23 protein-coding genes and 1 pseudogene are annotated in these 26195 nt (G+C 58.4%); 18 read left to right on the top strand and 6 right to left on the bottom strand.

The genetic code is table 11. From position 1 onward, the window contains the following. The first annotated feature begins 47 nt into the window (after nucleotides 1–47). The 8 genes from JZX89_RS02820 (at nucleotide 48) to JZX89_RS02785 (ending at nucleotide 9356) form a co-directional block, all read left to right on the top strand. Nucleotides 48–1136 (top strand): septal ring lytic transglycosylase RlpA family protein, encoded by a 1089-nt coding sequence (locus JZX89_RS02820; protein ID WP_207133000.1) that lies wholly within the window; start codon nucleotides 48–50, stop codon nucleotides 1134–1136. 67 nt (nucleotides 1137–1203) lie between these two features. Continuing rightward, entirely contained in the window at nucleotides 1204–2370 is a 1167-nt protein-coding gene (locus tag JZX89_RS02815) for a D-alanyl-D-alanine carboxypeptidase family protein (protein ID WP_207132999.1), read from the top strand. A 137-nt stretch (nucleotides 2371–2507) separates the two neighbouring features. Further along, entirely contained in the window at nucleotides 2508–3182 is a 675-nt protein-coding gene (gene tmk / locus JZX89_RS02810; RefSeq protein WP_207132998.1) for a dTMP kinase, read from the top strand. Beyond that, nucleotides 3175–4200 (top strand): DNA polymerase III subunit delta', encoded by a 1026-nt coding sequence (locus JZX89_RS02805; RefSeq protein WP_207132997.1) that lies wholly within the window; start codon nucleotides 3175–3177, stop codon nucleotides 4198–4200. The genes tmk and JZX89_RS02805 overlap by 8 nt, the downstream gene beginning before the upstream one ends. Nucleotides 4201–4303: 103 nt before the next feature. Continuing rightward, nucleotides 4304–5854 carry a methionine--tRNA ligase gene (gene metG / locus JZX89_RS02800; RefSeq protein WP_207132996.1) on the top strand — a complete coding sequence of 517 codons (1551 nt, stop codon included), beginning with the start codon at nucleotides 4304–4306 and terminating at the stop codon, nucleotides 5852–5854. A gap of 11 nt (nucleotides 5855–5865) precedes the next feature. After that, a complete protein-coding gene (locus JZX89_RS02795; RefSeq protein WP_149897616.1) occupies nucleotides 5866–6648 on the top strand; it encodes a TatD family hydrolase in 783 nt (260 codons plus the stop codon). A gap of 1 nt (nucleotide 6649) precedes the next feature. Continuing rightward, nucleotides 6650–7474: an MBL fold metallo-hydrolase gene (locus JZX89_RS02790; RefSeq protein WP_207132995.1), complete on the top strand. Its 825-nt coding sequence runs from the start codon at nucleotides 6650–6652 to the stop codon at nucleotides 7472–7474. 100 nt (nucleotides 7475–7574) lie between these two features. Continuing rightward, nucleotides 7575–9356: a chloride channel protein gene (locus JZX89_RS02785; RefSeq protein WP_174372607.1), complete on the top strand. Its 1782-nt coding sequence runs from the start codon at nucleotides 7575–7577 to the stop codon at nucleotides 9354–9356. Nucleotides 9357–10050: 694 nt separating this feature from the next. Here JZX89_RS02785 and JZX89_RS02780 read toward each other — a convergent pair. The 3 genes from JZX89_RS02780 to JZX89_RS02770 are packed head-to-tail and all read right to left on the bottom strand — an operon-like array spanning nucleotide 10051 to nucleotide 15009. Then, nucleotides 10051–13206 carry a multidrug efflux RND transporter permease subunit gene (locus tag JZX89_RS02780; RefSeq protein WP_207132994.1) on the bottom strand — a complete coding sequence of 1052 codons (3156 nt, stop codon included), beginning with the start codon at nucleotides 13204–13206 and terminating at the stop codon, nucleotides 10051–10053. Between the two features lie 4 nt (nucleotides 13207–13210). Next, nucleotides 13211–14410, bottom strand: a complete 1200-nt coding sequence (locus JZX89_RS02775; RefSeq protein ID WP_207132993.1) for an efflux RND transporter periplasmic adaptor subunit — start codon at nucleotides 14408–14410, stop codon at nucleotides 13211–13213. A gap of 44 nt (nucleotides 14411–14454) precedes the next feature. Continuing rightward, a complete protein-coding gene (locus tag JZX89_RS02770; RefSeq protein WP_174372611.1) occupies nucleotides 14455–15009 on the bottom strand; it encodes a TetR family transcriptional regulator in 555 nt (184 codons plus the stop codon). A 102-nt stretch (nucleotides 15010–15111) separates the two neighbouring features. On the opposite strand from JZX89_RS02770, the gene JZX89_RS02765 reads away from it, so the two are divergent. From JZX89_RS02765 to arsH, 9 genes are all read left to right on the top strand, one after another. Further along, entirely contained in the window at nucleotides 15112–16605 is a 1494-nt protein-coding gene (locus JZX89_RS02765; protein WP_207132992.1) for an MFS transporter, read from the top strand. 152 nt (nucleotides 16606–16757) lie between these two features. Then, nucleotides 16758–17231, top strand: coding sequence for an RNase H family protein (locus tag JZX89_RS02760; protein ID WP_207132991.1), 474 nt, complete (start codon nucleotides 16758–16760; stop codon nucleotides 17229–17231). A 707-nt stretch (nucleotides 17232–17938) separates the two neighbouring features. Beyond that, on the top strand, nucleotides 17939–18121 hold the full coding sequence (locus JZX89_RS02755) for a hypothetical protein (protein WP_153513696.1): 183 nt from the start codon (nucleotides 17939–17941) through the stop codon (nucleotides 18119–18121). A 58-nt stretch (nucleotides 18122–18179) separates the two neighbouring features. After that, entirely contained in the window at nucleotides 18180–18533 is a 354-nt protein-coding gene (locus JZX89_RS02750; RefSeq protein ID WP_153513695.1) for an ArsR/SmtB family transcription factor, read from the top strand. Next, the gene (gene arsN2 / locus JZX89_RS02745) at nucleotides 18527–18970 is read left to right on the top strand and encodes an arsenic resistance N-acetyltransferase ArsN2 (RefSeq protein ID WP_207132990.1); all 444 of its coding nucleotides are present in this window, start codon (nucleotides 18527–18529) and stop codon (nucleotides 18968–18970) included. Before JZX89_RS02750 ends, arsN2 begins: the two co-directional genes overlap by 7 nt. A 15-nt stretch (nucleotides 18971–18985) precedes the next feature. Continuing rightward, nucleotides 18986–19513, top strand: coding sequence for an arsenate reductase ArsC (locus JZX89_RS02740; protein WP_153513693.1), 528 nt, complete (start codon nucleotides 18986–18988; stop codon nucleotides 19511–19513). Beyond that, nucleotides 19513–20571, top strand: coding sequence for an ACR3 family arsenite efflux transporter (arsB, locus tag JZX89_RS02735; protein WP_153513692.1), 1059 nt, complete (start codon nucleotides 19513–19515; stop codon nucleotides 20569–20571). The genes JZX89_RS02740 and arsB overlap by 1 nt, the downstream gene beginning before the upstream one ends. Then, nucleotides 20568–20999: an arsenate reductase (glutaredoxin) gene (gene arsC / locus JZX89_RS02730; protein WP_153514199.1), complete on the top strand. Its 432-nt coding sequence runs from the start codon at nucleotides 20568–20570 to the stop codon at nucleotides 20997–20999. The genes arsB and arsC overlap by 4 nt, the downstream gene beginning before the upstream one ends. After that, on the top strand, nucleotides 20926–21702 hold the full coding sequence (gene arsH / locus JZX89_RS02725; RefSeq protein ID WP_236776533.1) for an arsenical resistance protein ArsH: 777 nt from the start codon (nucleotides 20926–20928) through the stop codon (nucleotides 21700–21702). The genes arsC and arsH overlap by 74 nt, the downstream gene beginning before the upstream one ends. Nucleotides 21703–21706: 4 nt before the next feature. Here arsH and arsK read toward each other — a convergent pair whose 3' ends face one another. The 3 genes and pseudogenes from arsK to JZX89_RS28475 form a co-directional block, all read right to left on the bottom strand. Beyond that, nucleotides 21707–22915 (bottom strand): arsenite efflux MFS transporter ArsK, encoded by a 1209-nt coding sequence (gene arsK / locus JZX89_RS02720; RefSeq protein WP_153513690.1) that lies wholly within the window; start codon nucleotides 22913–22915, stop codon nucleotides 21707–21709. Continuing rightward, complete coding sequence (locus JZX89_RS02715; RefSeq protein WP_174372613.1) at nucleotides 22908–23279, bottom strand: ArsR/SmtB family transcription factor; 372 nt, start codon at nucleotides 23277–23279, stop codon at nucleotides 22908–22910. Before JZX89_RS02715 ends, arsK begins: the two co-directional genes overlap by 8 nt. Before the next feature lie 855 nt (nucleotides 23280–24134). Next, nucleotides 24135–24350 (bottom strand): annotated as a pseudogene (locus JZX89_RS28475) (hypothetical protein); the annotation flags it as partial. 692 nt (nucleotides 24351–25042) lie between these two features. Here JZX89_RS28475 and JZX89_RS02710 point away from each other — a divergent pair. Further along, nucleotides 25043–26179 carry a hypothetical protein gene (locus tag JZX89_RS02710; RefSeq protein WP_207132989.1) on the top strand — a complete coding sequence of 379 codons (1137 nt, stop codon included), beginning with the start codon at nucleotides 25043–25045 and terminating at the stop codon, nucleotides 26177–26179. The last annotated feature ends 16 nt before the right edge of the window (nucleotides 26180–26195 follow it).

Here is a 26195-nt window from a genome sequence, read left to right as displayed (position 1 = left end):
AGTGAGGGTGCGGTTCTCCGAGCCAATAGCAGCGTGGGGCAGAAGATTTGAATTCTACGGTCAAGAAACTCGGCATCAGCACCAGATCGGGTGCGAAGTGGCTTGCAATTTCCGTGCTTTGCGCTGCGACAGCGTCGTGTTCCACCACGACTGAAACGAAGCCGAAGCCCAAGCGCAGCAAGGAATATTTTTCCGAGTCGGAATATGGCGTGAAGGCCAGTCCGCGCGTGGCGGATGGCAAGAGCATTCCAAAAGGCGGCGGGCGAGAGCTCGTCGGCAACGCCTATACCGTAAAAGGCCGTCGTTATTTTCCGAAAGAAGAGCCGGGTTACAACAAGACCGGTCTTGCCTCCTGGTACGGTTCCGCCTTCCACGGTCGCCTGACGGCGAATGGCGAAGTGTACGATAAAGAACATCTTTCTGCCGCACATCCGACATTTCCCCTGCCGAGCTATGCGCGCATTACCAACACGGAAAATGGCGCCTCGGTTCTGGTGCGCGTCAACGATCGCGGACCTTTTCATGAGGGCCGCCTGATCGACGTTTCCAGCAAGACGGCCGATCTTCTCGACATGAAGGCGACAGGTACGGCGAATGTGCGGGTGCAATATGCCGGCCGCGCTCCGCTTGACGGTCACGACATGCCTTATTTGATGGCGTCTTATATTCCGAAGGGCTCGCGCTCGCCGGGCGTTGCGCCCGAGGGGCAGATCGCAACGGGTGTCATGGTGGCTTCGAATTCTCCGAATTTCGTGCCGGCTCCTGCCTCCAATCCGAATTATAGCGGTTCGACGCAGACGGCGCTGGTCGGTTCCAGGAAGAATGCCGCTCTGCAGGCCATGCCGCTGGTCAATGGTCCGGCGCCGGTATTCGAGCAATTTGCGATCCTGCCGGAAATCGGTCCGTTCCTGGCCGAGCGTCCCGAAGGAAACTTCATGCGTGAGCCGGCGGCGCCCGGCGGCAATTATCTGCGCGTGCCGACGCCATCCTCCAAATATGCGGCGGCTTATTCGCAAGAATCTGCTACGGTTTCCCGGACCGCGCGTGTCTTCGACAGCGTGCTGGTCGACCGTGGCGCGCTCAACGAGCAATCGATACTCGCCCATGTGAAGCGTCAGCAGGCGAAGTCGCGCTGACGGATTGAAGAGTAGGGCTGCATCCGTTTCGGGCGGCCGGTTGCGGCAGGCAGAACTGGGCGGTTTCATGCGCAAAGCCATTTATCGCTCCTGTTGTTCGGTCGTCGTGGCGGCCGGGCTTGCGTTTTTCAGTGCAGGCACGGCGCAATCACAGACCACGCCCTTCATCGCCAAGGCCGAACAGGCCTACATGATCGATGCCGAGACCGGCACGGTGCTTCTTTCGCAAAATGAAAATCAGTCTTTTCCGCCGGCTTCGCTTGCCAAGCTGATGACCGTGGAAGTGGTGCTGGACGCGCTCTCCAGGGGGCAGGTGATGCCGGAGACGCCCTATCCGGTCTCGGAATATGCCTGGCGCACGGGCGGCGCGCCGTCGCGAACCTCGACCATGTTCGCGGCGCTGAAATCTTCCGTCAGCATCAACGATCTCCTGACCGGCATTATCGTGCAGAACGCCAATGACGGCTGCATCATCATCGCGGAAGGCATGGCGGGATCCGACTCCGCATTTGCCAAGCGCATGACGGCGCGGGCAGGCGAACTTGGCATGAACCGCAGCACCTTTACCAATTCCACCGGGCTTCCTGATCCGGGCAACCAGACGAGCGCCAGGGATATGGTGCGTCTCGCCCAGCATCTGCATGACAATTATCCGGATCGATATGGGCTTTTCACCAAGCCGGATTTTGAGTGGAACCGGATATTCCAGCGGAACAAGAACACACTGCTTGGCAGCGGCATCGATGGTCTTGGGCTTGGCTTTGCGGAAGGCAGCGGTTTTGCCGCCGTCGTTTCGGCCGAGCGGGAGGGACGGCGGGTCTATCTGGCGCTTGCCGGCATCACCGACGACAAGACGCGGCAGGAGGAAGCCCGCCGGGTGGTGGACTGGGGGCTGACGGCTTTCGAAAAACGTCATCTTTTCGGAAAGGACGAAGCCGTCGGTTCCGTCAGTGTTTATGGCGGTGATGTCTCACATATCGATCTTTCGCCGAAGGAAGACATCAGCGTGCTGGTGCCGGTCAACAATCCTGATCGTATTTCGGGGCGGATCGTCTATCGCTGGCCTCTGAATGCGCCGCTGGACAGTGGCGCGAATGTCGGAACGCTCAAGGTCTTTTCAGGTGAGCGGCTGCTGCGCGAAGTGCCGCTTTATACCAAGGGTTCGGTCGGCAAGGGCTCGCTGACCCAGAATGCGGCGGGTGCGTTGAAGGAACTGCTGCTGTTCTGGCTCTGAAAATCCACGCTTTGCGCCACTTACCCCCTATGCTTTTGTTCAGGCACCGGATTTTCTGAAAAGCGCTTCACACTTTTTGGTTCGATGCTGTAAACAGGCATTTCAATATTTCCGGGAATTCCTCGCAGGACGTGACATTGGCCGAAAAGACTGGATTGTTCATCAGCTTCGAAGGCGGCGAGGGTGCCGGCAAGTCGACGCAGATTCGCACGCTTGCCGAAGCACTTCGTGGCCGCGGCTTCGAGGTGGTCGTGACGCGTGAGCCGGGTGGTTCGCCGGGGGCGGAGGCTGTTCGGCATGTGCTGTTGTCAGGTGCGGCGGAATCCTTCGGCGTGCGCATGGAAGCAATCCTGTTTGCGGCGGCGCGAAACGACCATGTCGAGGAGGTCATTCGCCCGGCGCTCGCGCGCGGCGAGATCGTGCTTTGCGACCGATTTCTTGACTCTTCCCGTGTCTATCAGGGCACGACCGGCAATCTGGAGCCTGACTTCATCGAGACGCTGCAACGCATTGCGATCGATGGTGTCGTGCCGGAACTGACGCTGATATTCGATATCGCCGCCGAAAAGGGGCTGGCCCGCGCCAGAAAACGGGCGGATGAGGGGGCTGCGCCCGACCGGTTCGAGAAAGAGGAAATCGAAACCCACGAGAAGCGGCGGGAAGCCTATCTCGATATAGCGCTTGCTGAGCCGCGTCGCTGCCGTATCGTCAATGCCGACCAGACGGAGGAGAAGGTGGCGGAGGACGTGATGTCCTTTGTCGAGCCCTTGCTCGAACAATTGGGAACTGCGGCGGGCACGGCGCATGAGTGAAGTTCAGGGCGTTCTCGACGGCGCGATTGCGCCGCAGCAGAACACGAAGCTTTTCGGGCATGAGGAAGTCGAAGCGTTTCTTGCGCAATCCTATCGCTCCGGCAAGGGTCATCATGCCATTCTCATCGAAGGGCCGGAGGGGATCGGCAAGGCGACGCTGGCGTTCCGTTTTGCCAATCATGTGCTCAGCCATCCCGATCCGGCTATGGCGCCTGAAAATCTGGCTGATCCCGATCCGGAATCGCTCGTCAGCCGGCAAATCACCTCTGGTGCATCGCATAATCTCATGCACTTGACGCGCCCCGTCGATGAAAAGACTGGTCGCGTGAAATCCGCCATCACCGTGGACGAGGTGCGACGGGCAGGACACTTCTTTTCCCAGACATCAGGCACCGGCAACTGGCGCATCGTCATTATCGACCCGGCCGACGATCTTAACCGCAATGCCGCGAATGCTATTCTGAAGATACTGGAGGAGCCCCCGAAGCGGGCGATGTTCCTTGTTCTCTCCCATGCGCCGGGCAAGTTGCTGCCGACCATCCGCTCGCGCTGCATGCCGCTTCGGCTCCTGCCGCTTTCCGATGCGGCTATGGTGCAATCGCTCGATCATCTCAGCATCGGCTCCGCCGGCGAAAAGCGCGACGCGCTGATTGCGGCCTCGAAGGGCAGCGTGGCGCAGGCGCTCAAGCTGATGAATTACGGCGGCTCCGACATCGTCGAGGCCTTTGCCGAGGTGATGTCTGCGGAAGGGCCGGGCGCACGAAAGAAGATGCACAAGTTGGCCGAAGTTCTGGCGCAGAAGGATGGCGATATCGTCCTCGGCTTCTTCATGGAGCATGTAACGGAAGAGTTGATGGAGCGGGCCAGGGCGGCGGCGATGGCGGGCGATATCACGGCGGCGGAAAAACATGCGCGGCTATCTTCGACGCTTTCGGAACGGATCAGCGTGGCGCAGGCCTATAATCTCGACAAGAAGCAGATGGTGCTTTCCATTCTGGAAGATATTCGCGGCGTCTGAAGGCGCGGGGATCGTACAAATCGTACTCTTTGCTTTCGCTGCTGCGAACAATGGTTTAAGAGCGGTCTATCCAAAAAACAGCCTGTAAAGTCGATAGACCGTCATGACAGACAAGACACCATTCTACATCACCACCGCGATCTCCTATCCCAACGGCAAGCCGCATATCGGCCATGCCTATGAGCTGATTGCGACGGACGCCATGGCACGTTTCCAGCGCCTGGATGGGATGGATGTTTTCTTCCTGACCGGCACCGACGAACATGGCCAGAAGATGCAGCAGACGGCGCGGGCGGAGGGCATTTCGCCGGAAGAGCTGGCGCAGCGCAATTCCGACCAGTTCCGCGCAATGGGCAAGCTGCTCAACGCCTCGAACGATGATTTCATTCGCACCACGGAAGAGCGTCACCACGAGACCTCGCGCAATATCTGGAACCTGATGGCCGATAGCGGCGACATCTACAAGGATAGCTATGCCGGCTGGTATTCCGTGCGCGATGAGGCCTATTACGGCGAAGACGAGACGGAAGTGCGCGCTGATGGCGTTCGTTACGGGCCGCAGGGCACACCGGTCGAATGGGTGGAGGAGGAAAGCTACTTCTTCAAGCTCTCCGAATATCAGGACAAGCTGCTGAAGCTCTACGAAGAGAACCCTGACTTCATCGGTCCGGCCGAGCGCCGCAACGAGATCATCTCCTTCGTCAAATCCGGTCTGAAAGACCTGTCGATTTCCCGCACCACCTTTGACTGGGGCATCAAGGTTCCGAACGATCCCAAGCACGTCATGTATGTCTGGGTCGATGCCTTGACCAATTACATCACCGCCACGGGTTACATCGAAGACAAAAACGGCCCGCGTGCGAAATATTGGCCGGCCGACGTGCATATCATCGGCAAGGACATCATCCGCTTCCACGCGGTCTATTGGCCGGCCTTCCTGATGAGCGCCGGGCTGCCACTGCCCAAGCGCGTTTTCGCCCACGGCTTCCTGCTCAACAAGGGCGAGAAGATGTCGAAGTCGCTCGGCAACGTCATCGACCCCGTCAATCTGGTTGCTCACTTCGGTCTCGATCCGATCCGTTATTTCTTCATGCGCGAAGTCTCCTTCGGTCAGGATGGCAGCTACAGCGAAGAGGGCATCGCCACCCGCATCAATGCCGATCTCGCCAATGGCATCGGCAATCTTGCCAGCCGTTCGCTGTCGATGATCGTCAAGAATTGTGACGGCCAGATCCCGACGCCTGGCGCGTTCAATGAAGAAGACAAGGCGATGTTGGCTTCGGCGGACGGGCTGCTGGCGATCTGCCGCGAGGAAATGGGCAAGCAGCTCATTCACCGTGCGCTCGCGGCCATCATCGCCGTCGTCTCGGAAACAGACCGTTATTTCGCCTCGCAGGAGCCGTGGGCTCTGAAGAAGACCGATCCGGAGCGCATGGGCACCGTGCTTTACGTCACGGCGGAGGTGGTGCGCCAGATCGGCATTCTCCTTCAGCCTTTCATGCCGGAATCCTGCGACAAGTTGCTCGATCTCGTTGCTGCTGCCGCTGACAAACGCGATTTTGCGGCCCTTGGCGAGGCCGGTCGTCTGGTTCCGGGCACGCCGCTCGAAGCACCGAAGCCGGTCTTCCCGCGTTACGTCGCACCGGAAGCGTGAAGGCGAGACCGATGCTGATCGATACCCATTGCCATCTGGATTTTCCCGATTTCGAGGCGGAGCGCGACGATATCATCGCCCGTGCGCATGCTTCCGGTGTCAGCCAGATGGTGACGATCTCGACCCGGGTGCGCCGTCTGCCCGAGCTTTTGAAGATCACGGAGAAATACCCGTCGGTTTTCTGCTCGGTCGGCACGCATCCCAACAGCGCAGCCGAGGAACTGGATATCTCGGCTGACGATCTGGTGCGGCTGGCGGAGAGCCACGACAAGATCGTGGCGATCGGCGAAGCGGGACTGGATTATTTCTACGATACGCAGAAGCCGGAAGACCAGAAGACCGGCCTCATTCGCCATATCGAAGCGGCAAGACGGACGAAGCTGCCGCTCGTCATCCACAGCCGCAGCGCTGACGACGACATGGCTGCTATTTTGCGTTCGGAAAGCGACAAGGGCGCCTTTCCCTTCATCCTTCACTGCTTCTCCGCTGGTCCTGAACTGGCGAAAACCGGTGTCGAGCTTGGTGGTTATGTTTCCTTTTCGGGCATTCTCACCTTCCCGAAATCGCAGGATATTCGCGATATCGCCGCCACCGTGCCGCTTGACCGGCTGCTTGTCGAAACCGATGCGCCCTATCTTGCCCCGAAGCGCTGGCGGGGAAAACGCAACGAACCTTCCTATGTGGTCAATACGGCGGAAGTTCTGGCCGAGGCGCATGGTGTTTCTTTCGAGCGCATGGCCGAAATCACCACCGAAAATGCCTTCCGCTGCTTTTCGAAGATGACAAGGGTGTAGCGTGGCAATCTACCGTCGTCGCTTCACGGTTCTCGGATGCGCGTCTTCGCCCGGTGTGCCGCGCATCAACGGCGACTGGGGTGCCTGCGACCCCGAAAATCCGAAGAACCGGCGCACGCGCACGGCCTTCATGGTTGAGCAGATCGCACCGGATGGCGGCAAGACCACCGTCGTTGTGGATACAGGTCCGGATTTTCGCGAGCAGATGATTTCCGCCAAGGTGGAGTCCGTCGATGCGGTTCTCTACACCCACGCCCATGCCGATCACCTGCATGGCATCGACGATCTGCGCATCTATTTCGCCATCCAGCAAAACCGCATTCCAATCTATGCCGATCCTGTCACCATGGCGCGCATATGGGACGGTTTCGCCTATTGCCTGGAAACACCGCCGGGCAGCAGTTATCCGCCAATCGTAGAGCCACGGATCATCGCCGACATCGACGCGCCGGTGACTATCGACGGGGCAGGTGGGCCGATACCTTTCAACGTGCATATGCAGCAGCATGGCGACGTGCATTCGCTCGGCTTTCGCATCGGTGACGTTGCCTATTGCACTGACGTCAGCGATTTTCCGGCCGAAAGCGTGCCCAAGCTTGCAGGCCTTGATATTCTCGTCATCGACGCGCTGCAGCACCGTTACCACCCCAGCCATCTTTCGCTGGAACAGGCGCTTGGCTGGATCGATAGATTTGCACCCAAACGGGCGATCTTGACCCATATGCATATTCCGCTGGATTATGAGACGGTCATGCGTGAAACGCCGGATCATGTCGAACCGGCTTACGACCAGATGCGTTTCGAAGTCGAGTTCGAAGCGGCCTGAGCATGTCTCGCAAGATCGGTCTCCGGTTTTGGGACAGAGGCGTGCTTTGAAACACTAGTACAGGCGCATCGCGCTTTGACGTTGCCTGAGAAGGAACAGCATGTCGACCCGGCCTTTCCGTGCACCCAGTATGGCGAGCTTCTTCGACAATCTGCGCGCCAGCCGGTTGCGGGCGATGTTCCGGCGCGGCGAACTGGGGCTGGTCGCTCTTGCCGCTCTCATCGGCATTGCAGCGGGTCTTCTGGTGGCGCTGATCGGCGCGTTGAGCACGGCCCTGCATGTGCTGGTCTTCGGTACCGAGCGGCTGAGCAGCAGCGACCTCTCAGGCCCCGTCGTGCTTGCCGGACCGATCGTCGGCGGCATCTTGCTTGGCCTGATCATCTTCATTCTTTCAAAGACCCGCAAGAAACCGATGGTCGACCCGATCGAGGCCAATGCCCTGCATGGCGGCCGCCTGTCGCTGACGGACAGCATCATCGTCTGCGTGCAGAACATCGTCTCGAACGGTTTCGGCGCGTCCGTCGGGCTTGAGGCGGGTTATACGCAGATCGCCAGCGGCGTGGCATCGAAGATCGGCATCAAGCTGAAACTGCGGCGAGGGGACATGCGCATCCTCGTGGGCTGCGGTGCTGCGGGTGCGATCGCGGCGGCCTTCAATGCGCCTCTGACCGGGGCGTTTTACGCCATCGAGCTCATCATCGGCACCTATACCGTCGTGACGCTTGCGCCGCTCATCGTCTCCGCATTGGTGGCCACCACCGTCATCGGGATTATCGGCGGTCATGGCCTGTCTATCGATATTGTCGATGCCAGCCGCGTTACGCCTGCGGATTATGTGCCCGCCATATTTCTTGGTGTCGTGTGTGCGGCGATCGGCATCGTGCTGATGCAGACGGTTTCCTTCATCGAGGAGACAGCCCGCAAAAGCGCCATTCCCGGCTGGCTGCGTCCGGCCATTGGTGGCGTGGCGGTCGGCGCGCTTGCGCTGATTTCACCGCAGGTGCTGTCGAGCGGCCATGGCGCGCTGCATCTCAATATTGATGCCGAACTGACGATTTACGGGCTGGTCGGGCTCTTTCTGCTGAAAGCGGCGGCCAGCGCCATTTCCATCGGTTCCAATTTTCGTGGCGGCCTGTTTTTCGCCTCGCTGTTCATGGGTTCGCTTCTGGGTAAAGTTTTCGCGCTTTGCGCCCCCTATATCGGCTATGGCTCGACGGCGCCCATCGTTTATGCCGTCATCGGTATGAGCGCCTTTGCCGCCGCCATCATCGGTGGTCCTTTGACGATGACGTTCCTGGCGCTGGAGCTGACGGGAGATTTCCAGATCACCGCGCTGGTGCTTGCCGCCGTCATCACCACGTCGCTGGTGGTGCGCACGACCTTCGGTTATTCCTTCGCCACCTGGCGGTTTCACCTGCGTGGAGAGAGTATTCGCAGCGCCCACGATATTGGCTGGATCCGCGACCTGACGGTTGGCAAGATGATGCGCGCCGATATTCGCAAGGCCAATGTCAGCATGGGGCTTCCGGCCTTCAAGGAGAAGTTCCCACTCGGTTCGACGCAGCGGGTGATCATGACCCATGATGACGGGCGTTATGCCGGCATTGTCCTAGTACCGGAAATTTATGCCGACCCGATGGATCGTGATCCGAGCAAGATCAGCCTTGAGACCTATCTGCAATACAAGAACGACGTGCTGCTGCCGACCATGAATGCGCGACAGGCAGCGGCGGCCTTCGATGCCACGGAAAGCGAAGCGCTGGTCGTCGTTAATGACAAGATAGAGAACCGACCGGTTGGTCTACTCACCGAAAGCCATACGCTCAGGCGCTATAGCGAAGAGCTGGAATTGAGACGTCGGGAGGCGTCTGGAGAGCTGTAATATTAGATTAGAAAAATGTCTTTATGTATTGATACATATAAATAATTTTAAACTACGGCGACAATGGTCGTTATCCGTGACTTCGCACAATGCGGAAGATACAAGGAAACCCTTCGGATTATCCGAAGGGTCCGGACTGGAGGGAACGAATGCGCTTCGACTTGACCGACCTCCGCCTGCTTCTGAGCCCATTCATTAATGGCGAGCCTTGACGGCCACATACTTGGGGTGTGTGAGCCGGCTACCCGGTGACCTTCAATCCCACTTTGCCGTTCGCCGGCGTGCCCGGGCGAGTCTTCGGGGCGAAGGTTCAGACCGTGCTGAAGTTCATGGCGGAAGGCGAACTCGAACCCTCAGGTACCCTTCTTACGCCAAAGGCGCCATTTGGCTCCGGTCGTGTGTTCTCGAGCCGATCGATGACCTCTCGGCTTTCGAGCTTCCGGGTGGAGCGACAGCCGAAGTTGCGATCTACACGGATCACTGGCCGGAGTTCGCGCTCATCCGTAAGATACTGCTGCGCATCCGCGCATGGGAAAACTTCATAGTCTTCGAACGGTGACACGGCAGGCTCGTATCCTGACCGACGATGCAAAATGGGATCTTCACTCGGTGGGAACAGTCAGCTCCACCCCCGGGGGACAAATGAGGGTGGAGCTTCGCAGTCCGGGAGGCGCAGCCCGAACCGGTTTGGGGGTTACGGGTGCGAGCCGTGAACGATTGGTGTTGCCTGTGATCCCGCTTCGGCACCGTCCGTCTCCGGCCGCTTGGTTCTGAACAGTTTCAGCACGAAGACGAAGAAGGCCGGGACGAAGAACACGCCAAGGACTGTCGCCGCGATCATGCCGCCCAAAACAGCCGTGCCGATGGCGTTCTGGCTGGCGGCGCTGGCACCCGAGGCGATTGCCAGAGGTACGACGCCGAGCGTGAAGGCGAGTGAGGTCATGATGATCGGGCGGAAGCGAAGTTTCGCAGCCTCGATCGCCGATTCCAGCAATGGCTTGCCCTCGGCATAATTATCCTTGGCGAATTCGATGATCAGGATCGCGTTCTTTGCCGACAGGCCGATGATCGCGATCAGGCCCACCTTGAAATAGATGTCGTTTGGCATTCCGGCGAGCATGACCGCAAGCACGCAACCGATGACACCGAGCGGCACCACGAGCATGACCGAGAACGGGATCGACCAGCTTTCATAGAGACCTGCGAGAAGCAGGAAGACGAAGAGAAGGCTGATGCCGAACAGGAAAGGCGCCTGTGAACCGGACTTGATTTCCTCCAGCGACTGACCCGTCCACTCGAAGCCGATGCCCTCAGGCATTTCGCCCGCCAGACGTTCCATCTCGGCGATGGCCGCGCCCGATGAGTTGCCTGGAGCTGGTTCACCCGAGATGCGTATCGTCGGATAGCCGTTGTAACCAACAATCTGCGGCGAACCTTTCTGCCACTGTGCAATTGCAAAAGACGACAGTGGAACCATGCCGCCACTGGCATTGCGAACGTTCAGCTTGAGCAAATCCTCGACCTGAAGACGGCTCTGATCCTTGGCCTGCACGATGACGCGCTGCATGCGGCCGGCGTTCGGGAAGTCGTTGATATAGGACGATCCGAGGTTGGCAGTGATTGTGTTGTTGATGTCGGAGAAGGTCACACCGAACGTGTTCGCCTTTTCGCGGTCGATCACCAGCAGAACCTGCGCCGCATCCGGAAGGCCTTCCACACGCATGCCGGTCAGCACCGGACTGTGGCCCGCCTTTTGCATCAATTCGGCTCCCGCAGCAGACAGGGCTGCCTGACCAACCCCATTGCGGTCCTGAAGGCGGAATGCGAAGCCGCCTGTGGCGCCGAAACCTTCGATAGCCGGAGGAGAAAGGGCAAAACTGGTCGCATCCTTAAGGCCGAACAGGGACATGTTGACGCGGTCCGCAATGGCTTGCGCCGAGTTGTCGGTATCACGTTCACTCCAGTCCTTGAGAGTGACGAACATCAGCGCGGCGTTGGCACCGCTACCCGAAAAACTGAATCCCTGAATCGCAATGACATCCTTGACGCCGGACTCCGCTTTCAGGATTTCTTCGATTTGCCTGACTGACGCCTGTGTACGATTGGCGCTGGCTTCCGGCGGTCCCTGAATGTCGACCAGCAATGTTCCCTGGTCTTCCGCAGGCACGAATGCCGAGGGGAGGTTGATGAAGAGGTAGCCAAGACCAACGACGAGGGCGAGATAGATCACCATCATCCGACCGGCGCGCTTTGCCATGCCGTTGGTCACCTTGACGTAGCGGTTTGTCAGACCGTCAAAATTGCGGTTGAACCAGCCGGCCAGCCCCGTTTTCTCGTGATGCCCCTTGGCAATCGGCTTCAGGAAAGTGGCGCAGAGCGCCGGGGTAAGCGATAGCGCCAGGAAAGCGGAGAAGCCGATCGAGACAACCATCGTCAGCGAGAACTGGCGATAGATGATGCCAGTCGAACCTGGGAAGAAAGCCATCGGGATGAAGACACATGCGAGGACAAGGGTGATCCCGAGGATCGCGCCGGTAATCTGCCCCATCGCCTTGCGGGTTGCGGCCTTGGGTGAAAGGCCTTCCTCTGCCATGATGCGTTCGACGTTCTCCACCACGACGATGGCATCATCGACGAGAATGCCGATGGCGAGAACCATGGCGAACATGGTCAGCACGTTGATGGAGAAACCGGTCGCGAACATGATGGCGCATGTGCCTAGCAGCGCAACGGGAACGACCAGGGTCGGGATGACGGTGTAACGGAAGTTCTGCAGGAACACGAACATCACGACGAAGACGAGCACGACGGCTTCGATCAGCGTGCTCAGCACCTTCTCGATAGAGGCCGAGACGAATGGGCTGGTGTCGTATGGCGTGGCGTATTCAACCCCTTGGGGGAAAAACTGCGACAGCTCGTCCATCTTCGCCTTGACGGCGTTCGAAGTTGCGACCGCATTGCCCGTCGAGGAAAGCTGGATACCGACCGCAGCACTCGGTTGCCCGTTCAGGCGGCTGGTGAAGTTGTAGTTCTCCGCGCCGAGTTCGATCCTGGCGACATCCTTGAGAAGGACGGCGCTGCCATCGGGATTTGCGCGCAGGATGATCTCGCCGAACGCCCTGGGGTCGGAAAGCTGGCCCTGCACGAGAACCGTGGCGGTCAGATCCTGCGATACCGGGTTTGGGGCGGCGCCAATCTGGCCGGCAGCAACCTGGGCATTCTGGGCGGTTATGGCGGCATTGATGTCTGCTGCCGTCAGATTGAGGCCGACCATCTTGTCCGGGTCGATCCAGACGCGCATGGCACGCTGGGCCGCGAACATCTGGGCGCGACCGACGCCATCAAGACGGCGGATTTCACCAAGAACGTTTCGGTTCAGATAATCACCAAGCGCGACCTCGTCCATGCGACCGTCGGTGGACGTCAGCGTGATCATCATCAGGAAGCCCGATGCGGCTTCTTCGACGTTGACGCCCTGCGAGGTGACCGCGGACGGAAGGCGGGATTCAATGCGCCGGATGGCGTTCTGTACGTTGACCGATGCCTGATCGATGTCGGTGCCGGCCTCAAAGGTGGCGTTGATGCTGACGGCGCCTGATGTGTCCGACGTCGATTCGAAATACATCATGTTGGCGACGCCGTTCAGTTCCTCTTCGATCAGGCGCGTCACACCCTGATAGATTTCCTGCGGTGAAGCACCGGGATAGGAGGTGGAAATGGTGAGCTGCGGCGGCGCAACCTTGGGATATTGCGCAATCGGCAGAAAGGGCAGGGCGATGATGCCCGCTATGGAAATGAACAGGGCGAAGACCCAGGCAAGGATCGGCCTGCTGATAAAGAACTGTGCCATGATGTTACCTTGAATTTCCCGAGGTGGCGGAAACTGCGCCGCCGGATTGCTTGTGTTCGTCCGCCGACCAGACCTCGGGAGCGACCTTGGTGTCCGGCTGAACCTTCTGCACACCGTCGACCACGACCTTCTCACCCTCCTTGAGGCCGTTCTCGACCACCCATTCCTGGCCAAGTGCCTGTCCAAGCTGGACATCACGGAGCTTTGCTGTGTCGTCAGCCTCGACGACGTAGACCTGCGCCTTGCCGTCCTGGGTTCTCAGCACGGAACGCTGGGGAATGGTGATCGCACCTTGACGGACGGCCTGCTCGATGCGGACGCGCACATACATGCCGGGCAAAAGATCGCCGTTGGGGTTGGGAAACTCGGCACGCAATGTCACCTGCCCGGTTGTGGAGTCGACGTTGGCGCTGGAAAACAGCAGTTTGCCTTTCCCGCCATAGACATCACCGCCATCGAAAATAAGCTCTACGCTTGCCTGTCCGGGGGCAGGGCTTACCAGCTTGCCGTCGGTAACGGCGCGGCGTAGCGCCAGAAGATCCTGCGCGGACTGGGTGAAGTCGGCATAGACAGGATTGATCTGCTGAATCAGCGCTAGGTTCGATGTACCGTCCGCGGTCACAAGCGCGCCTTCGGTGACGAGGGCGCCACCGATGATGCCTGTGATCGGAGCACGAACCTCGGTATATTCGAGATTGATCTTTGCTTCCTCGACAGCCGCCTGCTGAAGCGCCACATCGGCCTCTGCCTGAGCAAGGTTGACGGCCGCGGTGTCATAGTCGATCCCGCTGGCAACGTTGCGTTCCCGCAGCGTCCTCTGGCGTTCGAGCTGGACCCTGGCATTGTCGCGCGTGGCTTCTGCCCGGCGCAGTGTTGCCTCGGCGCTGGCAACGCGGACTTTGAAGAGACGGGGATCGATCCGATAAAGGACGTCACCTTCTTTCACGAGCGCGCCCTGTTCGAAAACGCGCTCCTGCAAGATGCCGGACACGCGGGCGCGCACTTCGGATGTGCGGGTAGCGGCCACGCGGCCTGGAAGCTCACTGATAACCGGGATCGGATGCGCCTTGAGATCGATGACGCCAACGGCCGCAGGCGGCATCTCCCCGCCCTCCTGGGCAAAGGCGGTCGTCGCCGTCAGAGCGAGAAGCGAGGTTGCAATAAGGCACGCCTTCAGGCGCGGCAGTCGGCTGCAGCGGTACATATTTCTTCCTTGGATCGGCTGTTACTGGCCCCTACGGGCGACGATTACTTCTCGGGAAAGGACGTATAGATTGTTCGCACACCTTCGAGAATTCTGGCTTGATCATCCTGGCTCCACTGGTGGAAGCCGAAGAGTTCGGTGAAATAGAAGCCCGACAGGGAGAGGTAAGCCATCAGCGCCGCCTCGGGACGGGCACCGTCGGCCATGGCCTTGAGGTCTGCCCGCGTCCAGTCACGCATCTGCTGCTGAAGCTTCTCCTCGGAAGAAACGGAGGCGCTGATCGCCATGGCGACCGCGCGTTCGGTATCATCCACAACCCGTTCGGCAAGCTTGATCCGCCCGAAAAGCTCGGGGTGAGGGGTGTCGGCAGCATCTTCGACGGATTTTGCCTGTCGCTCCAGTTCCTGGGAGAGACGGCGGTCGATCAGAGCCTCTAGCAATGCACTCTTCGACTTGTGATCGTAAACGACCGTCGACTTGCTGACACCAGCTTCCTGGGCGACGGCATCGATTGAAAGCCCGGCGGCGCCGAGCTTCAACACCACGCGCTCGGCGGCATCCAAGATGTCGTCTTTCTGAATCCTGCGAATACGACCCACGTTAGTCTCCAATTTGTCACTTGATTATTTTACGAACGATCGTGTATTAATGCAATAGTGAAACGATCGTTCTGATAAAAATTCGTATTGCAGGTGTATTGCATGTCTTCCGCCAATCGCTGGCTCATTCTTTCCGCCGTCATGATGGCCTTTCTGCCCGTCGTGCTCGACCTCACCATTCTCCATATCGCAGTGCCTTCACTGACAATCGCTCTTGGTGCTTCCGGCACCGAAGTGCTTTGGATTATCGACATCTATGCGCTTGTCATGGCCGGTCTGCTGGTGCCGATGGGGACGCTGGCAGACCGCATGGGCTACCGGCGGATGCTTCTGACCGGACTTGTCGTGTTTGGCGTAGCATCGGCTGCGGCCGCCTTTTCGACGTCGCCGGCGATGTTGATCGGTTCCCGTGCGGTGCTTGGCGTTGGCGCTTCGATGATCATGCCATGCGTCCTTGCCATCATTCGCACGACATTCGAGGATGATGGCGAGCGGGCGAGGGCGCTCGGTCTGTGGAGTGTGGTCGGCATGGCGGGCGCCGCGATCGGTCCGCTTGTCGGAGGCATCCTGCTTGAGCACTTCTGGTGGGGATCGGTCTTCCTCGTCAATCTCCCGGTGTTGGCTGTCGTCATTACCCTTGTCTGGTTCCTTGTTCCGAAGAGGGTTGGCACCGGTCTCGGAGCCTGGAACATCGGGCAGGCGGCGTTGCTGGTCGCAGGCCTGGTTCTCACCGTTTATGGCATCAAGACCGGGATGAAAGGCGGCATCAACGGTATGGTCGCTGCATCGCTATGTGCGGGTATAATTCTGCTCGGCTGGTTTGGCAGGCTACAGGTCTCGTCGCGCAATCCGATGCTCGACCTGTCGCTCTTCCTCAAACCAGCGATTGCTGCGGGGATGCTGATGGCGTTTGTCGCCTCCGGCGCATTGGCAGGATTTGAACTGGTGCTTGCGCAGGAACTCCAATACGTGCTCGGCATGTCGCCGCTCGATGCGGGTCTGTTCATGCTGCCGCTCGTCATCGCGGCGGCCGTGGGTGGTCCGCTCGGTGGCAACCTGGCGAACCGATTCGGTCTTCGACCGATCGCAACCCTGTCGATGGCCGGAGCGGCGGCTGCACTGTTCGGTCTCGCATCCATCGATCTGATCGCTTCGCCGCCGATAACTGCGGGGCTTCTGGCGATGCTTGGCCTTTGCCTCGGCATCGGTCTTCTGGCATCGTCCATCGCCATCATGGGAAGCGCGCCCGCGGACAAGGCGGGCGCCGCAGGTGCACTGGAAGGCACCGGCTACGAACTTGGCGGGGGCATCGGGATCACCTTCTTTGGAGTGCTTGTGAACTCGATCTATTTTTCCGCAGTTTCGCGCTCGTTTTCGCCAGCCGCAGAAGCGGGCGGATCCATCGGTGAGGCGATGACGGCGGCAGCGCGGTTGGGTGGAGATGAGGGCGAGACGATACGGATGGCGGCACGCAACGCCTTCAGTCAGGCGCACGGATCGGTTCTGATTATCACGGGCACGATGATTGCTGTACTGGCAGTGGCCGTGTTCCTCGCGCTTCGTGACATGAAGCGCGGAGGCCATGTCTCTCACTGAGGCCGGGAGCGACCGGCTCTGCTGGCGCTTTCTGCCCGGATCCAAAGAACGGGTGGTTCTACCTCGGAGAGGACGGTGGTACACGCCATCTACAGAAATGACTTAAAAGCTGTCTTTTTTTGAAGCGGCTTTGACGCGAGGAAACGAGCCCGATGACTGTTCCACTCAAAATCTACGCGGATGGTTCCTACGACCCCGTTGCAATATCGGGGAGTTGGGCATTCGTCGTGTTTGAAACCGGGCAACAACTCCATTCTGCGCGTGGGATGGAAATCGGGCCTACAAATAATTCGTTTGAAGTCATGGCAGTCATGAATGCACTTTTATGGCTGGATGCCCACGCTTCTGGCCGGACAGCCATTCTTTGGACGGACTCCGCTCATGTTGTCGAGGGTTGCCATCGCTGGTGCAAAATTTGGCGAACCAACGGCTGGAAACGCATCAACCCCAATTCGCGAGCGCGGAAGCGGCAAATACCGGATGAAGCCCTGTGGCGGAATGTGGATCGTTTGCTCCTTGGTAATCCAAACGTGACCATAGAGTGGTGCAAGGGACATTCCGGTATAGAAGGTAACGATCTCGCGGATGCTTTGGCCCGCGCCGCAACGATCGCAGAACGCAATTAATCTGACGCCGCTTGTTTTCGTCCGAAGCCGGACGATGTGTCGATTCTATGCCTGATAGAGGTCATATGTCGCTAAACGCAGCACTTCTGATATGGCATTTAGTTCCAAAGAGTGCGGTTTCGGCTTTGAAGCTGGATGAGTGAGTGAAGTATTCCCCCTTGTTGGCAGGGGAAGCAGCGCTTTCTTCCGACAAAAGGGTGTTGCACCGCTGCTTCCGCCCCCTTTGTTGCTTTTGAAGAGCCGCGATTTCACTACACTTGGCAACGCTGTTGCGCCCGCAAGAACACCGGTTTGTTGCTTTTTGATCGTGACGTTTGAGTGACGGAATCTTCACTCGACGCTCGACGCATTGCCCGATAGGTTCCGCGAACTATAACGCCGCCCTAAGGATTCTCGATGTCCGAACCTGCCACAGTGATGATGTCCCGCAACGCTCCAGCATCTTTCGGAGGAGGGGCCTTGGCCGTGTCTCGTTCAAGGGCCCGTGGTGGCTTTTCTATCGTGCGCCGCAGAACTTCCGGATCGCCTACGATGACGACGGTCTCCACGCCAAAGAGAGTATCCTTGCCAACGGCAGTCCTGTTCGCGAATATGGGAGAGACGGACAAGCCGATCTCAATACGACATCCCATATCGAGTGCTTGGGTGCGAATGTATGCGATACTTGGGGGGTGACGCTGGTTGGCTGAGCTAAAGGATCTGTTACAATGGGTGAAACTACTAAGGACTTAATTGACGCCGACTGCAGCGCCTTTAAACTTGAACCTGTCTGCGCGGAGCAATCTTCACCACTAAGGGACATGGTGGGGAAACTACAAGATGAAGTCGCGGGTATTTTGGGACCGAACCCGGAACCCTTCGACATGAAGATGTTCACCGATGAGATATAGGGTGACTAAGGGGTAGCAGCCCTATTGACAGCATCATTATATCCATTAATCTGGATGCATGGAAAACAACATTGCGGTAACGGCCCTCGCGGCCTTGGCCCAGAACACTCGACTCGAGACGTTCCGTCTACTTGTGCGGCATGAACCTGATGGAGTTCCGGCGGGTGAACTCGCCCGACTGCTTGATGTCCCTCAGAACACCATGTCGGCACACCTTGCAACCCTCTCAAGAGCGGGACTAGTCAAGAGTGAGCGGCAGAGCCGATCTATCATTTACCGCGCTGATCTCGACGGTCTGCGCGATCTGACACTTTTCCTGCTGAAGGATTGCTGCGGCGGCTCGACAGAACTTTGCGCGCCACTCATCGCAGAACTCATGCCATGCTGCGCTCCGGAGGCGAAGCCATGTTGAATTCGATCCTGTTGACCGAAGTGCAAGGCAGCGATCCGGGTTTTCGGAGCGCGCTTGTTGCTGCGCATCTTCCGGCAGAAGACATCGAAGAAGAAGGCCGAACCTTCTTCAAGGCTATTTCGGATGAAGGCCAGACCGGCGGGTATTCCGGTATCGAACTCTGCGCCTACGATTTGCTGCTGCGGTCGGTGGTGGTGCTTCCAGAGCATCGCGGCAATGGCCTCGGCCAAGCGATTGTTGAGGCAACCTTGCAAAGCCTCGATTGCAGTGGCGACGTTTATCTTGCGACCACGACCGCGGCGCCGTTCTTCTCTAATCTCGGTTTCTCTGAAGTGGCGCGCGACAACATTACAGAAGCAGTCCTTTCGACCCAACAGCTATCGGGGCTCTGCCCATCGTCGGCGACCATCATGAAGCTCAACAGGCCTCCGGCCTAACTACGGATCACGACCATGACTGACAAGACCTACAACGTGCTCTTCCTGTGCACGGGTAATTCCGCTCGCTCTATCCTCGCCGAATCCATTCTGAACAAGGAAGGTGCTGGACGGTTCAAGGCCTATTCAGCCGGCAGCCAGCCAAAGGGTGAGGTCAATCCTCACGCACTGAAGGAACTGAGTGCGCTTGGTTATCCGTCGACAGGTTTCTCGTCGAAGAGCTGGGATGTATTCGCCGAATCGGACGCACCGCGGATGGATTTCATCTTCACCGTCTGCGACAGCGCTGCCGGTGAAGCTTGCCCGGTCTGGATCGGTCACCCGATGACTGCCCATTGGGGTGTTGAAGATCCGGCAGCCGTTATTGGCTCCGAAGTGGAGATCCAGCGTGCCTTTGCTCAAGCGGCACGCTTCCTGAAGAATCGTATCGTGGCATTCCTTAGTCTTCCCCTGGAATCGATCGATCGCATGGCGCTCCAAACGAGGCTCCGGCAGATCGGTATGCTGGAAGGGACCACCAACCCCGAAGGAAAGACAGCCTGATGTCCACGTTTGAACGATATCTGACCGTTTGGGTCTTCCTCTGCATCGCCGTCGGCGTGGCCTTGGGTCACGTCATGCCAGGTCTGTTCCAGGTAGTCGGAGCCGCCGAGATCGCCAAAGTGAATATCCCGGTCGCGATCCTGATCTGGTTGATGATCATTCCAATGTTGCTGAAGATCGATTTTCGATCGCTGGCGAAGGTTGGGTCATACTGGCGCGGGATCGGTGTCACCCTGTTCATCAATTGGGCAGTGAAGCCGTTCTCGATGGCGTTGCTGGGCTGGCTCTTTGTCGGTTGGCTGTTTCGGCCATACCTTCCGGCAGACCAGATCGACTCCTACATCGCCGGGCTGATCATTCTCGCCGCAGCACCTTGCACGGCCATGGTGTTCGTTTGGAGCAACCTGACACGCGGCGAACCGCTGTTCACGCTCTCGCAGGTCGCACTCAACGACGCGATCATGATCCTGGCCTTCGCGCCCATCGTTGGTCTGCTGCTGGGTCTTTCGGCGATCACTGTGCCATGGGCGACACTCACCTTGTCCGTCGCTCTCTATATCGTCGTGCCAGTCATCATCGCGCAATTGGTGCGAAGCCGCCTGACTGCTGACGGAACAACCCGTGCGCTCGACGGCTTGCTTGCCAAACTTCAGCCGATGTCGCTCGTGGCTCTGCTTGCAACCCTTGTGCTGCTCTTTGCCTTCCAGGGCGAGCAGATCATTGCACAACCGACCATCATTGCGCTTCTGGCGGTTCCGATCCTCATCCAGGTCTATCTGAACTCCGGACTTGCCTACCTTCTGAACCGGATGACAGGTGAACGCCACTGCGTCGCCGGGCCTTCGGCGCTGATTGGTGCCAGCAACTTCTTCGAACTTGCGGTCGCGGCCGCCATCAGCCTGTTCGGCTTTCAGTCGGGCGCGGCACTGGCAACCGTTGTCGGCGTCCTCATCGAGGTTCCGGTCATGCTGTCGGTTGTCTGGATCGTGAACCGTTCGAAAGATTGGTACGAGGCATCGCCTGCAGTTTCCCGAACCACCATCACCGAAAGGAACTGAACGTGGACGTCACCATTTATCATAACCCGGCCTGCGGCACATCACGGAATTCGCTCGAGCTCATCCAGCACGCCGGCATAGAGCCAACCGTCATTGAATATCTGAAGAACCCACCGAGCCGCGAGCAACTCGTCCAGATGATCGCCGACGCCGGACTGACCGTCCGTCAGGCGATCCGCGAGAAGGGTACACCTTATGCCGAACTCGGTCTCGACAATCCGGACCTGACCGACGACCAGTTGCTCGACGCCATGATCGCGACGCCGATCCTGATCAACCGGCCGTTCGTTATCACTCCAATGGGAACGCGGCTGTCACGCCCCTCTGAAGTCGTTCTCGACATCCTTCCTGCGGATGCCTTCAAAGGGCCTTTCACCAAGGAGGACGGCGAACAGGTTCTCGACGAAGAAGGAAAGCGCATTGTCTGAGACATTCCCCGCCCTCAAGGGCCAGCACTTGCACGCGATTGATCTCGACGATCTCCGCCCGGCCTTCTCGACACATAAGCCCCGCATTCTGATCCTCTACGGTTCGCTTCGCGAGGTGTCCTACAGCCGTTTGTTGGCGTTCGAAGCGGGAAGGCTGCTGGAACGGCTTGGATGCGAGGTTCGGATATTCGATCCGAAAGGCCTGCCTTTGCCCGACGAAGCGCCTGTCAGTCACCCGAAGGTGCATGAATTGCGTGAACTTTCGCAATGGTCAGAGGGGCAGGTCTGGGTCAGCCCGGAGCGCCACGGCGCAATGACCGGCATCATGAAGTCGCAGATCGACTGGATTCCTCTTTCGGTTGGATCGGTCCGCCCGACACAGGGCAAGACGCTCGCCGTCATGGAGGTTTCCGGTGGCAGCCAGTCCTTCAACGCCGTGAACCAGATGCGGATCCTCGGGCGATGGATGCGGATGATCACCATTCCCAACCAGTCCTCGGTCGCCAGAGCCTATCAGGAGTTCGACGCCAATGGCCGGATGAAGTCGTCATCCTATTACGACCGGGTGGTGGATGTCTGCGAGGAACTGGTGAAGTTCACCATGCTTACCCGTAACGCGTCTGGCTACCTGACCGACCGCTATAGCGAACGCAAGGAAGAGGCGGACGAACTCGAGAAGCGTGTTTCGTTGAAGTCGATCTGAAGGTTCAGGCCATTGCTGTGGCGGTTTGCCGTGAGGAGGTCGCCACAGCAACGAATGCGGCAATGCTGATCGCCCCGAGACAGGCGTTGGCAGCGAGCGCAAAACTGATGCCGACATTCTCCATCGCTGCGGCAAAGACGAATGGCGCGGCGGCACTCACTGCCAATCGCGCGGCGGCCATCTTGCCCGTAATCGCTCCATAACCGTCGGAGCCAAACAGATAGAGCGGCAGGCTTCCCTGCGCGATACTGTTGATGCCGGAACCGAGACCAAGGCAGATCGCGAAGGCAACCGCTCCCGGCAACCAGTCACCTGTCATCATCAAGATGAACACCCCGGCGACGATGAGGATTGCGGAAAGCGCTGCAAGCGCCGGCGGCAAAAGGCTTTTACCAAACACCATGTTGATCAGTCGGCTCAGCACCTGGGCTGGGCCGAAGAGCGATCCGATCACCACCGCAGCAGCGCCAAGCCCGATCGACCCGAGCATTGGAACCATATGCGCGAGCATGGCAGAGAGAGTAAAGCCCAGCATGGCAAAGGCAAACGAAACGAGCATCATGCTGCGCCGGCGCGCATGGGCAGGAAGCGTCCCGATCACCGTCTCACGCGTTCGGATCGTGGAATCAGCGTTAACTTCTGTTTTCGCGACGCGCATGATCCAGTAATGAAGCGGCATGCACAGAAAGAGATTCAATCCCGCGAAGACGAGATAGATCTCGCGCCACGACAGATACGCAGCAAGTGCTGCCGAGATCGGCCAGAAGATGGTCGAGGCGAAACCGCCGATCAAGGTCAAATAGGTGATGCTGCGGGATGCTGATCGGGGTTCGCTTTCGACCAGCGTTGCGAATGCGGCTTGATACTGCACCATGCCGGACGATATCTCGAGCAGGATGATGGCGAACGCAAAGACAGCAACGGATGGCGACCACGCACAGATTGCCAGGGTAAATGCGGCCAGGGCCGAGCCGACCGTCATGACCGTCGCAGCGCCGATACGGTCCATCTGTTTACCGATATACATTGCGGATAAGCCGCCGATAAGCAGGGAAGCTGAGAAGATGCCAAATATCTCGGCCAGCGTAAGGCCGAGATCCTTCGCCATGCCAGATGCGAGGATACTGAAGCTGTAGTAGAGAGTGCCGTAACCGATGATCTGCGTCAGGCCAAGCGCAGAGACAATGCCCGCAGGTACTTTCGAATTATGCAATGACGTTATCCCCGTCAGTCAAGGTTTCAGCCAGATTGCAGCATCCATCGTTTCGCTCGACATTTTCCCGGATCACTGGATGTCCGGCACAGCAGTCTTCCATCAGGAATTTCACAAGATCGGCGAGAGCTTCGTAGTTGGCGCTGTAGAGGATTGAACGCGATACCCGCCGCTGAGATATGAGACCTGATCGCTCCAGTTCCTTGAGATGGAACGACACATTCGTCGCCGAGACGCCCATGCGTTCGGCGATCACGCCAGCGGCTAGCCCCTCGGGACCAGCGACAACCAGCGCTCGAACGATGGCAAGGCGCGTTTCCTGCGAGAGTGCGGCGAATGAAGAGAGGGCTTGACGTTCTTCCATTATTCAATAATCCTTGAACTATTGGATATATGGATAACCCACATGAACGCGATCGACAAGACACATTCTTCCGACATCACTCTCGGCCATCTTCTTGATGTCCTCGCGGTCGCGCCGGATGCGCCGCTGGTATACTGACAAGTCCGAGTGCGGATGGCGGTAGCGTTGCATCTCTTATATTGATGATCGGCATGGTGACTCGCGTTCTTCAATGAACGCAACCATGCCATCGGTTCGCACCGAAGCAACACTTCAAACCGCAGGGTGCCGAGTTTTCCACAGCCGTGGAAAATGCGGTTTGGGCGCAAAAAGCAACAGCAACGAAACCGCTCTGACGTTCCATAATCTATCTTATGCGATTATTGTATGTGGCGCCCATTTAGTAGTGCGACACTTGAGCGTCGCCAGATAATTTTGGATTCGCGTCACCTATTTTTGGACTGTGCACCCACAATTTTGGATTCGGCGGTTTGCCAAGTGGAGCCTGCTCCCTGATCTTTTTTGGCAGAAATCTCAGATATTTTCCGGCTCTATGGCTCTGTATAAATGGAGTTGGTACGGGTTGGTGCGCGTGTATTGATGAAGTAAAATATTGTATAAATTCGGATTTGATAAGCAACGTCATTGTCAACAATTACGGAAGGCTGTCGGAGGCAGCTTTAGGCTGCGTCGATCAAGGATTCGGCGCGGATTTTCTGGAGAAAGCGATGATGAATCCTGTTGAGATTCATCAGGTAGTTTTTAGGTTGCGTGCTTCGCCACTTGGTGCGCACCAAGTGCGTACCAAGTCCAGGCGTACCAACCCATCTCTTCACGTGGTGCGCACCAAGTGAAGCAGCCTGCCTATCTAATGTCTCAGTGAAAGTTCCGCGCTTTAACTTTCAGCGTATCGATGTGCAAATCCCTGACGTAGATTTCCCGCGCCTCTGGCATCGTCTTCGGTCGATCCCGAGCATCCCCTCCTCTCGCGCCACCATGGGCGAACTCGTCACCGCGGCCCGTGGGGAGCTTGAAATCGATGTCCCGGTCGGCCAGACCTGACAGGTCTCCAGAAAGATCGAGAAGCTGCTGTTTCCTTTAGCGATTTCGCGGATTTTCTTTTTGAATCAGCCGGCTAGGACGTGCCGGTAAGTCACCGGCTTTATTGAAGAAATTTCGTTGACGCGGAAATGAGAGGCATCAGGACCTTGAACGAGTTCTCTACCAGGATATTGTCTGCCGCTCGTACTGAGATCCGTCCTCATCGCACCGTCGGCCCTGGAGCAACAACATGGTCATCTCACTCAAGCGCATCGCCGCACTATTCCGACGGAAAAAGCCGTCGCTTGCCGAGGCTCTCGCTAAAGCCGGGTTTCGGCCAGCCACCACAGCACGGATTGCCGTCGACGAACGGCGCAATCGGGAACGACTGCTCCGCCATCGCGGATGATGAGGCTGGCCGATGAGCCGCAAGCCATCTCCGCTCGATCTGACGGCGACACTGCTTCAAGTGCGCGATCCCGTCATCGCGGTCGAATGCCGGACATGCGGCCGTCAAGGAACTCTCGACCGGGCCGCATTGGTCAAGAAGCACGGAGCCGCTGTTACCTTCGGGAGACTACGTCGGATGGCGGCGATGGGATGCGAGAGGTTGGTCAGTGAGGATGGGGACCGTTGTGGGACACGGTTTCCGTGTCTCGATCAGTGAGAGCGTATTGGTAATTGTCCTACCGTATGCTCATAGTTAGGGTGAGTTCCAGTACGGTGGCATGGGGGTGTCGGGGATGGTCAAAACGGGATTGCTGGCGGCCGCGGCTGTAATGCTTCTTTGTTGTGTCGGTGCCGTAAGCGCGGCAGAAATCGAGAAGTTCGATCTTCCAGGGATTGCGGTGCCGTTCGTGAGCATACGAGGCCCGATCGAGGCGGGCGATGGCGAAAAGTTCGAAACCGCCGTCGAAGGGCTGAAACGGGCATCGGTCATTCTTCAAAGCCCCGGAGGCCTCGTGAAGGAGGCTCTGCATATCGGAGCGACGATCCGGATGGAGGGCTTCGCGACTATAGTGCCCGCCGACAAGCAGTGCTTCTCCGCATGTGGCCTTATCTGGGTATCCGGTGTCCGCCGATACATGTCCGATACATCGCTGATCGGTTTCCATGCGGCCTATAGAGAGGAGAACGGCGAATACCGGGAGAGTGGCGTAGCGAATGCCGAGATTGGATCCTATCTCACCCATCTGGGTCTACGCATCGAAGCCATACGCTACTTCACCATCGCCGGGCCGAACGACTTCCTTCTGCTCACGCCCGACAAGGCGCGCGCTCTGGGTATCGAGACCTACAAGGTCGATGGCGAAAACATCACCACACCTTCAGCGGCACCTACCGTGGACATCTACGCCGACAGGTTCGTTTCGTACTCGCTACTGCAATCCCGGTGTGCTCCATTCCTTCAGCCGGATCTGGCCACGGTGAAGCGCGCCCACGAGGCGGCCTTTGCCGAAGGCAACAAGCTGGTCGGATCCGACAAGTGGATAGATCTCTGGACCCCACTTCTCGACCAGGTGAAGTCCGGCCTGAACAAGAAGGGCACGCTCCTGCTCTGCATAGAGACGGAAGCACAACTACGACAGCAGGGGCAGGATACGGGGGTGAGCGGGCCTAGCTTTTCGTGCGCCGCGGCCGCGACACCCACTGAATTGTCGTTGTGCCGCCAGCCGGAACTCTGGGCAAAGGATCGGGCCATGAACTCCATCTACATGTGGGTTCGAAATAACGTCGAGAAATCCGTCCGCAAGCGTCTCCTCGAGGTTCAGCGCAGTTGGCTCAAGGATCGCAATGATTGCGGCGGTGATGCGCGATGCCTGAACGCCGTTTACGACCAGCGGCTCAACGAGCTGAAAGCTATTGATCTGCCAATTTGAGATGGGCTTTGCCGGC

This window comes from Agrobacterium burrii (assembly GCF_017313405.1).
Lineage (GTDB): Bacteria > Pseudomonadota > Alphaproteobacteria > Rhizobiales > Rhizobiaceae > Agrobacterium > Agrobacterium burrii.
This window is presented reverse-complemented; position numbering and strand designations above follow the sequence as displayed.

Excerpts from the sequence above, each read along its gene's own strand:
- JZX89_RS02815 (WP_207132999.1), top strand. The coding sequence starts at position 1,204 with ATGCGCAAAGCCATTTATCGCTCCTGTTGTTCGGTCGTCGTGGCGGCC.
- JZX89_RS02805 (WP_207132997.1), top strand. The coding sequence starts at position 3,175 with ATGAGTGAAGTTCAGGGCGTTCTCGACGGCGCGATTGCGCCGCAGCAG.
- metG (WP_207132996.1), top strand. The coding sequence starts at position 4,304 with ATGACAGACAAGACACCATTCTACATCACCACCGCGATCTCCTATCCC.
- JZX89_RS02795 (WP_149897616.1), top strand. The coding sequence starts at position 5,866 with ATGCTGATCGATACCCATTGCCATCTGGATTTTCCCGATTTCGAGGCG.
- JZX89_RS02785 (WP_174372607.1), top strand. The coding sequence starts at position 7,575 with ATGTCGACCCGGCCTTTCCGTGCACCCAGTATGGCGAGCTTCTTCGAC.
- JZX89_RS02780 (WP_207132994.1), bottom strand. The coding sequence starts at position 13,206 with ATGGCACAGTTCTTTATCAGCAGGCCGATCCTTGCCTGGGTCTTCGCC.
- JZX89_RS02775 (WP_207132993.1), bottom strand. The coding sequence starts at position 14,410 with ATGTACCGCTGCAGCCGACTGCCGCGCCTGAAGGCGTGCCTTATTGCA.
- JZX89_RS02765 (WP_207132992.1), top strand. The coding sequence starts at position 15,112 with ATGTCTTCCGCCAATCGCTGGCTCATTCTTTCCGCCGTCATGATGGCC.
- JZX89_RS02760 (WP_207132991.1), top strand. The coding sequence starts at position 16,758 with ATGACTGTTCCACTCAAAATCTACGCGGATGGTTCCTACGACCCCGTT.
- JZX89_RS02755 (WP_153513696.1), top strand. The coding sequence starts at position 17,939 with ATGGGTGAAACTACTAAGGACTTAATTGACGCCGACTGCAGCGCCTTT.
- JZX89_RS02750 (WP_153513695.1), top strand. The coding sequence starts at position 18,180 with ATGGAAAACAACATTGCGGTAACGGCCCTCGCGGCCTTGGCCCAGAAC.
- arsN2 (WP_207132990.1), top strand. The coding sequence starts at position 18,527 with ATGTTGAATTCGATCCTGTTGACCGAAGTGCAAGGCAGCGATCCGGGT.
- JZX89_RS02740 (WP_153513693.1), top strand. The coding sequence starts at position 18,986 with ATGACTGACAAGACCTACAACGTGCTCTTCCTGTGCACGGGTAATTCC.
- arsB (WP_153513692.1), top strand. The coding sequence starts at position 19,513 with ATGTCCACGTTTGAACGATATCTGACCGTTTGGGTCTTCCTCTGCATC.
- arsH (WP_236776533.1), top strand. The coding sequence starts at position 20,926 with ATGCCTTCAAAGGGCCTTTCACCAAGGAGGACGGCGAACAGGTTCTCG.
- JZX89_RS02715 (WP_174372613.1), bottom strand. The coding sequence starts at position 23,279 with ATGGAAGAACGTCAAGCCCTCTCTTCATTCGCCGCACTCTCGCAGGAA.
- JZX89_RS02710 (WP_207132989.1), top strand. The coding sequence starts at position 25,043 with ATGGTCAAAACGGGATTGCTGGCGGCCGCGGCTGTAATGCTTCTTTGT.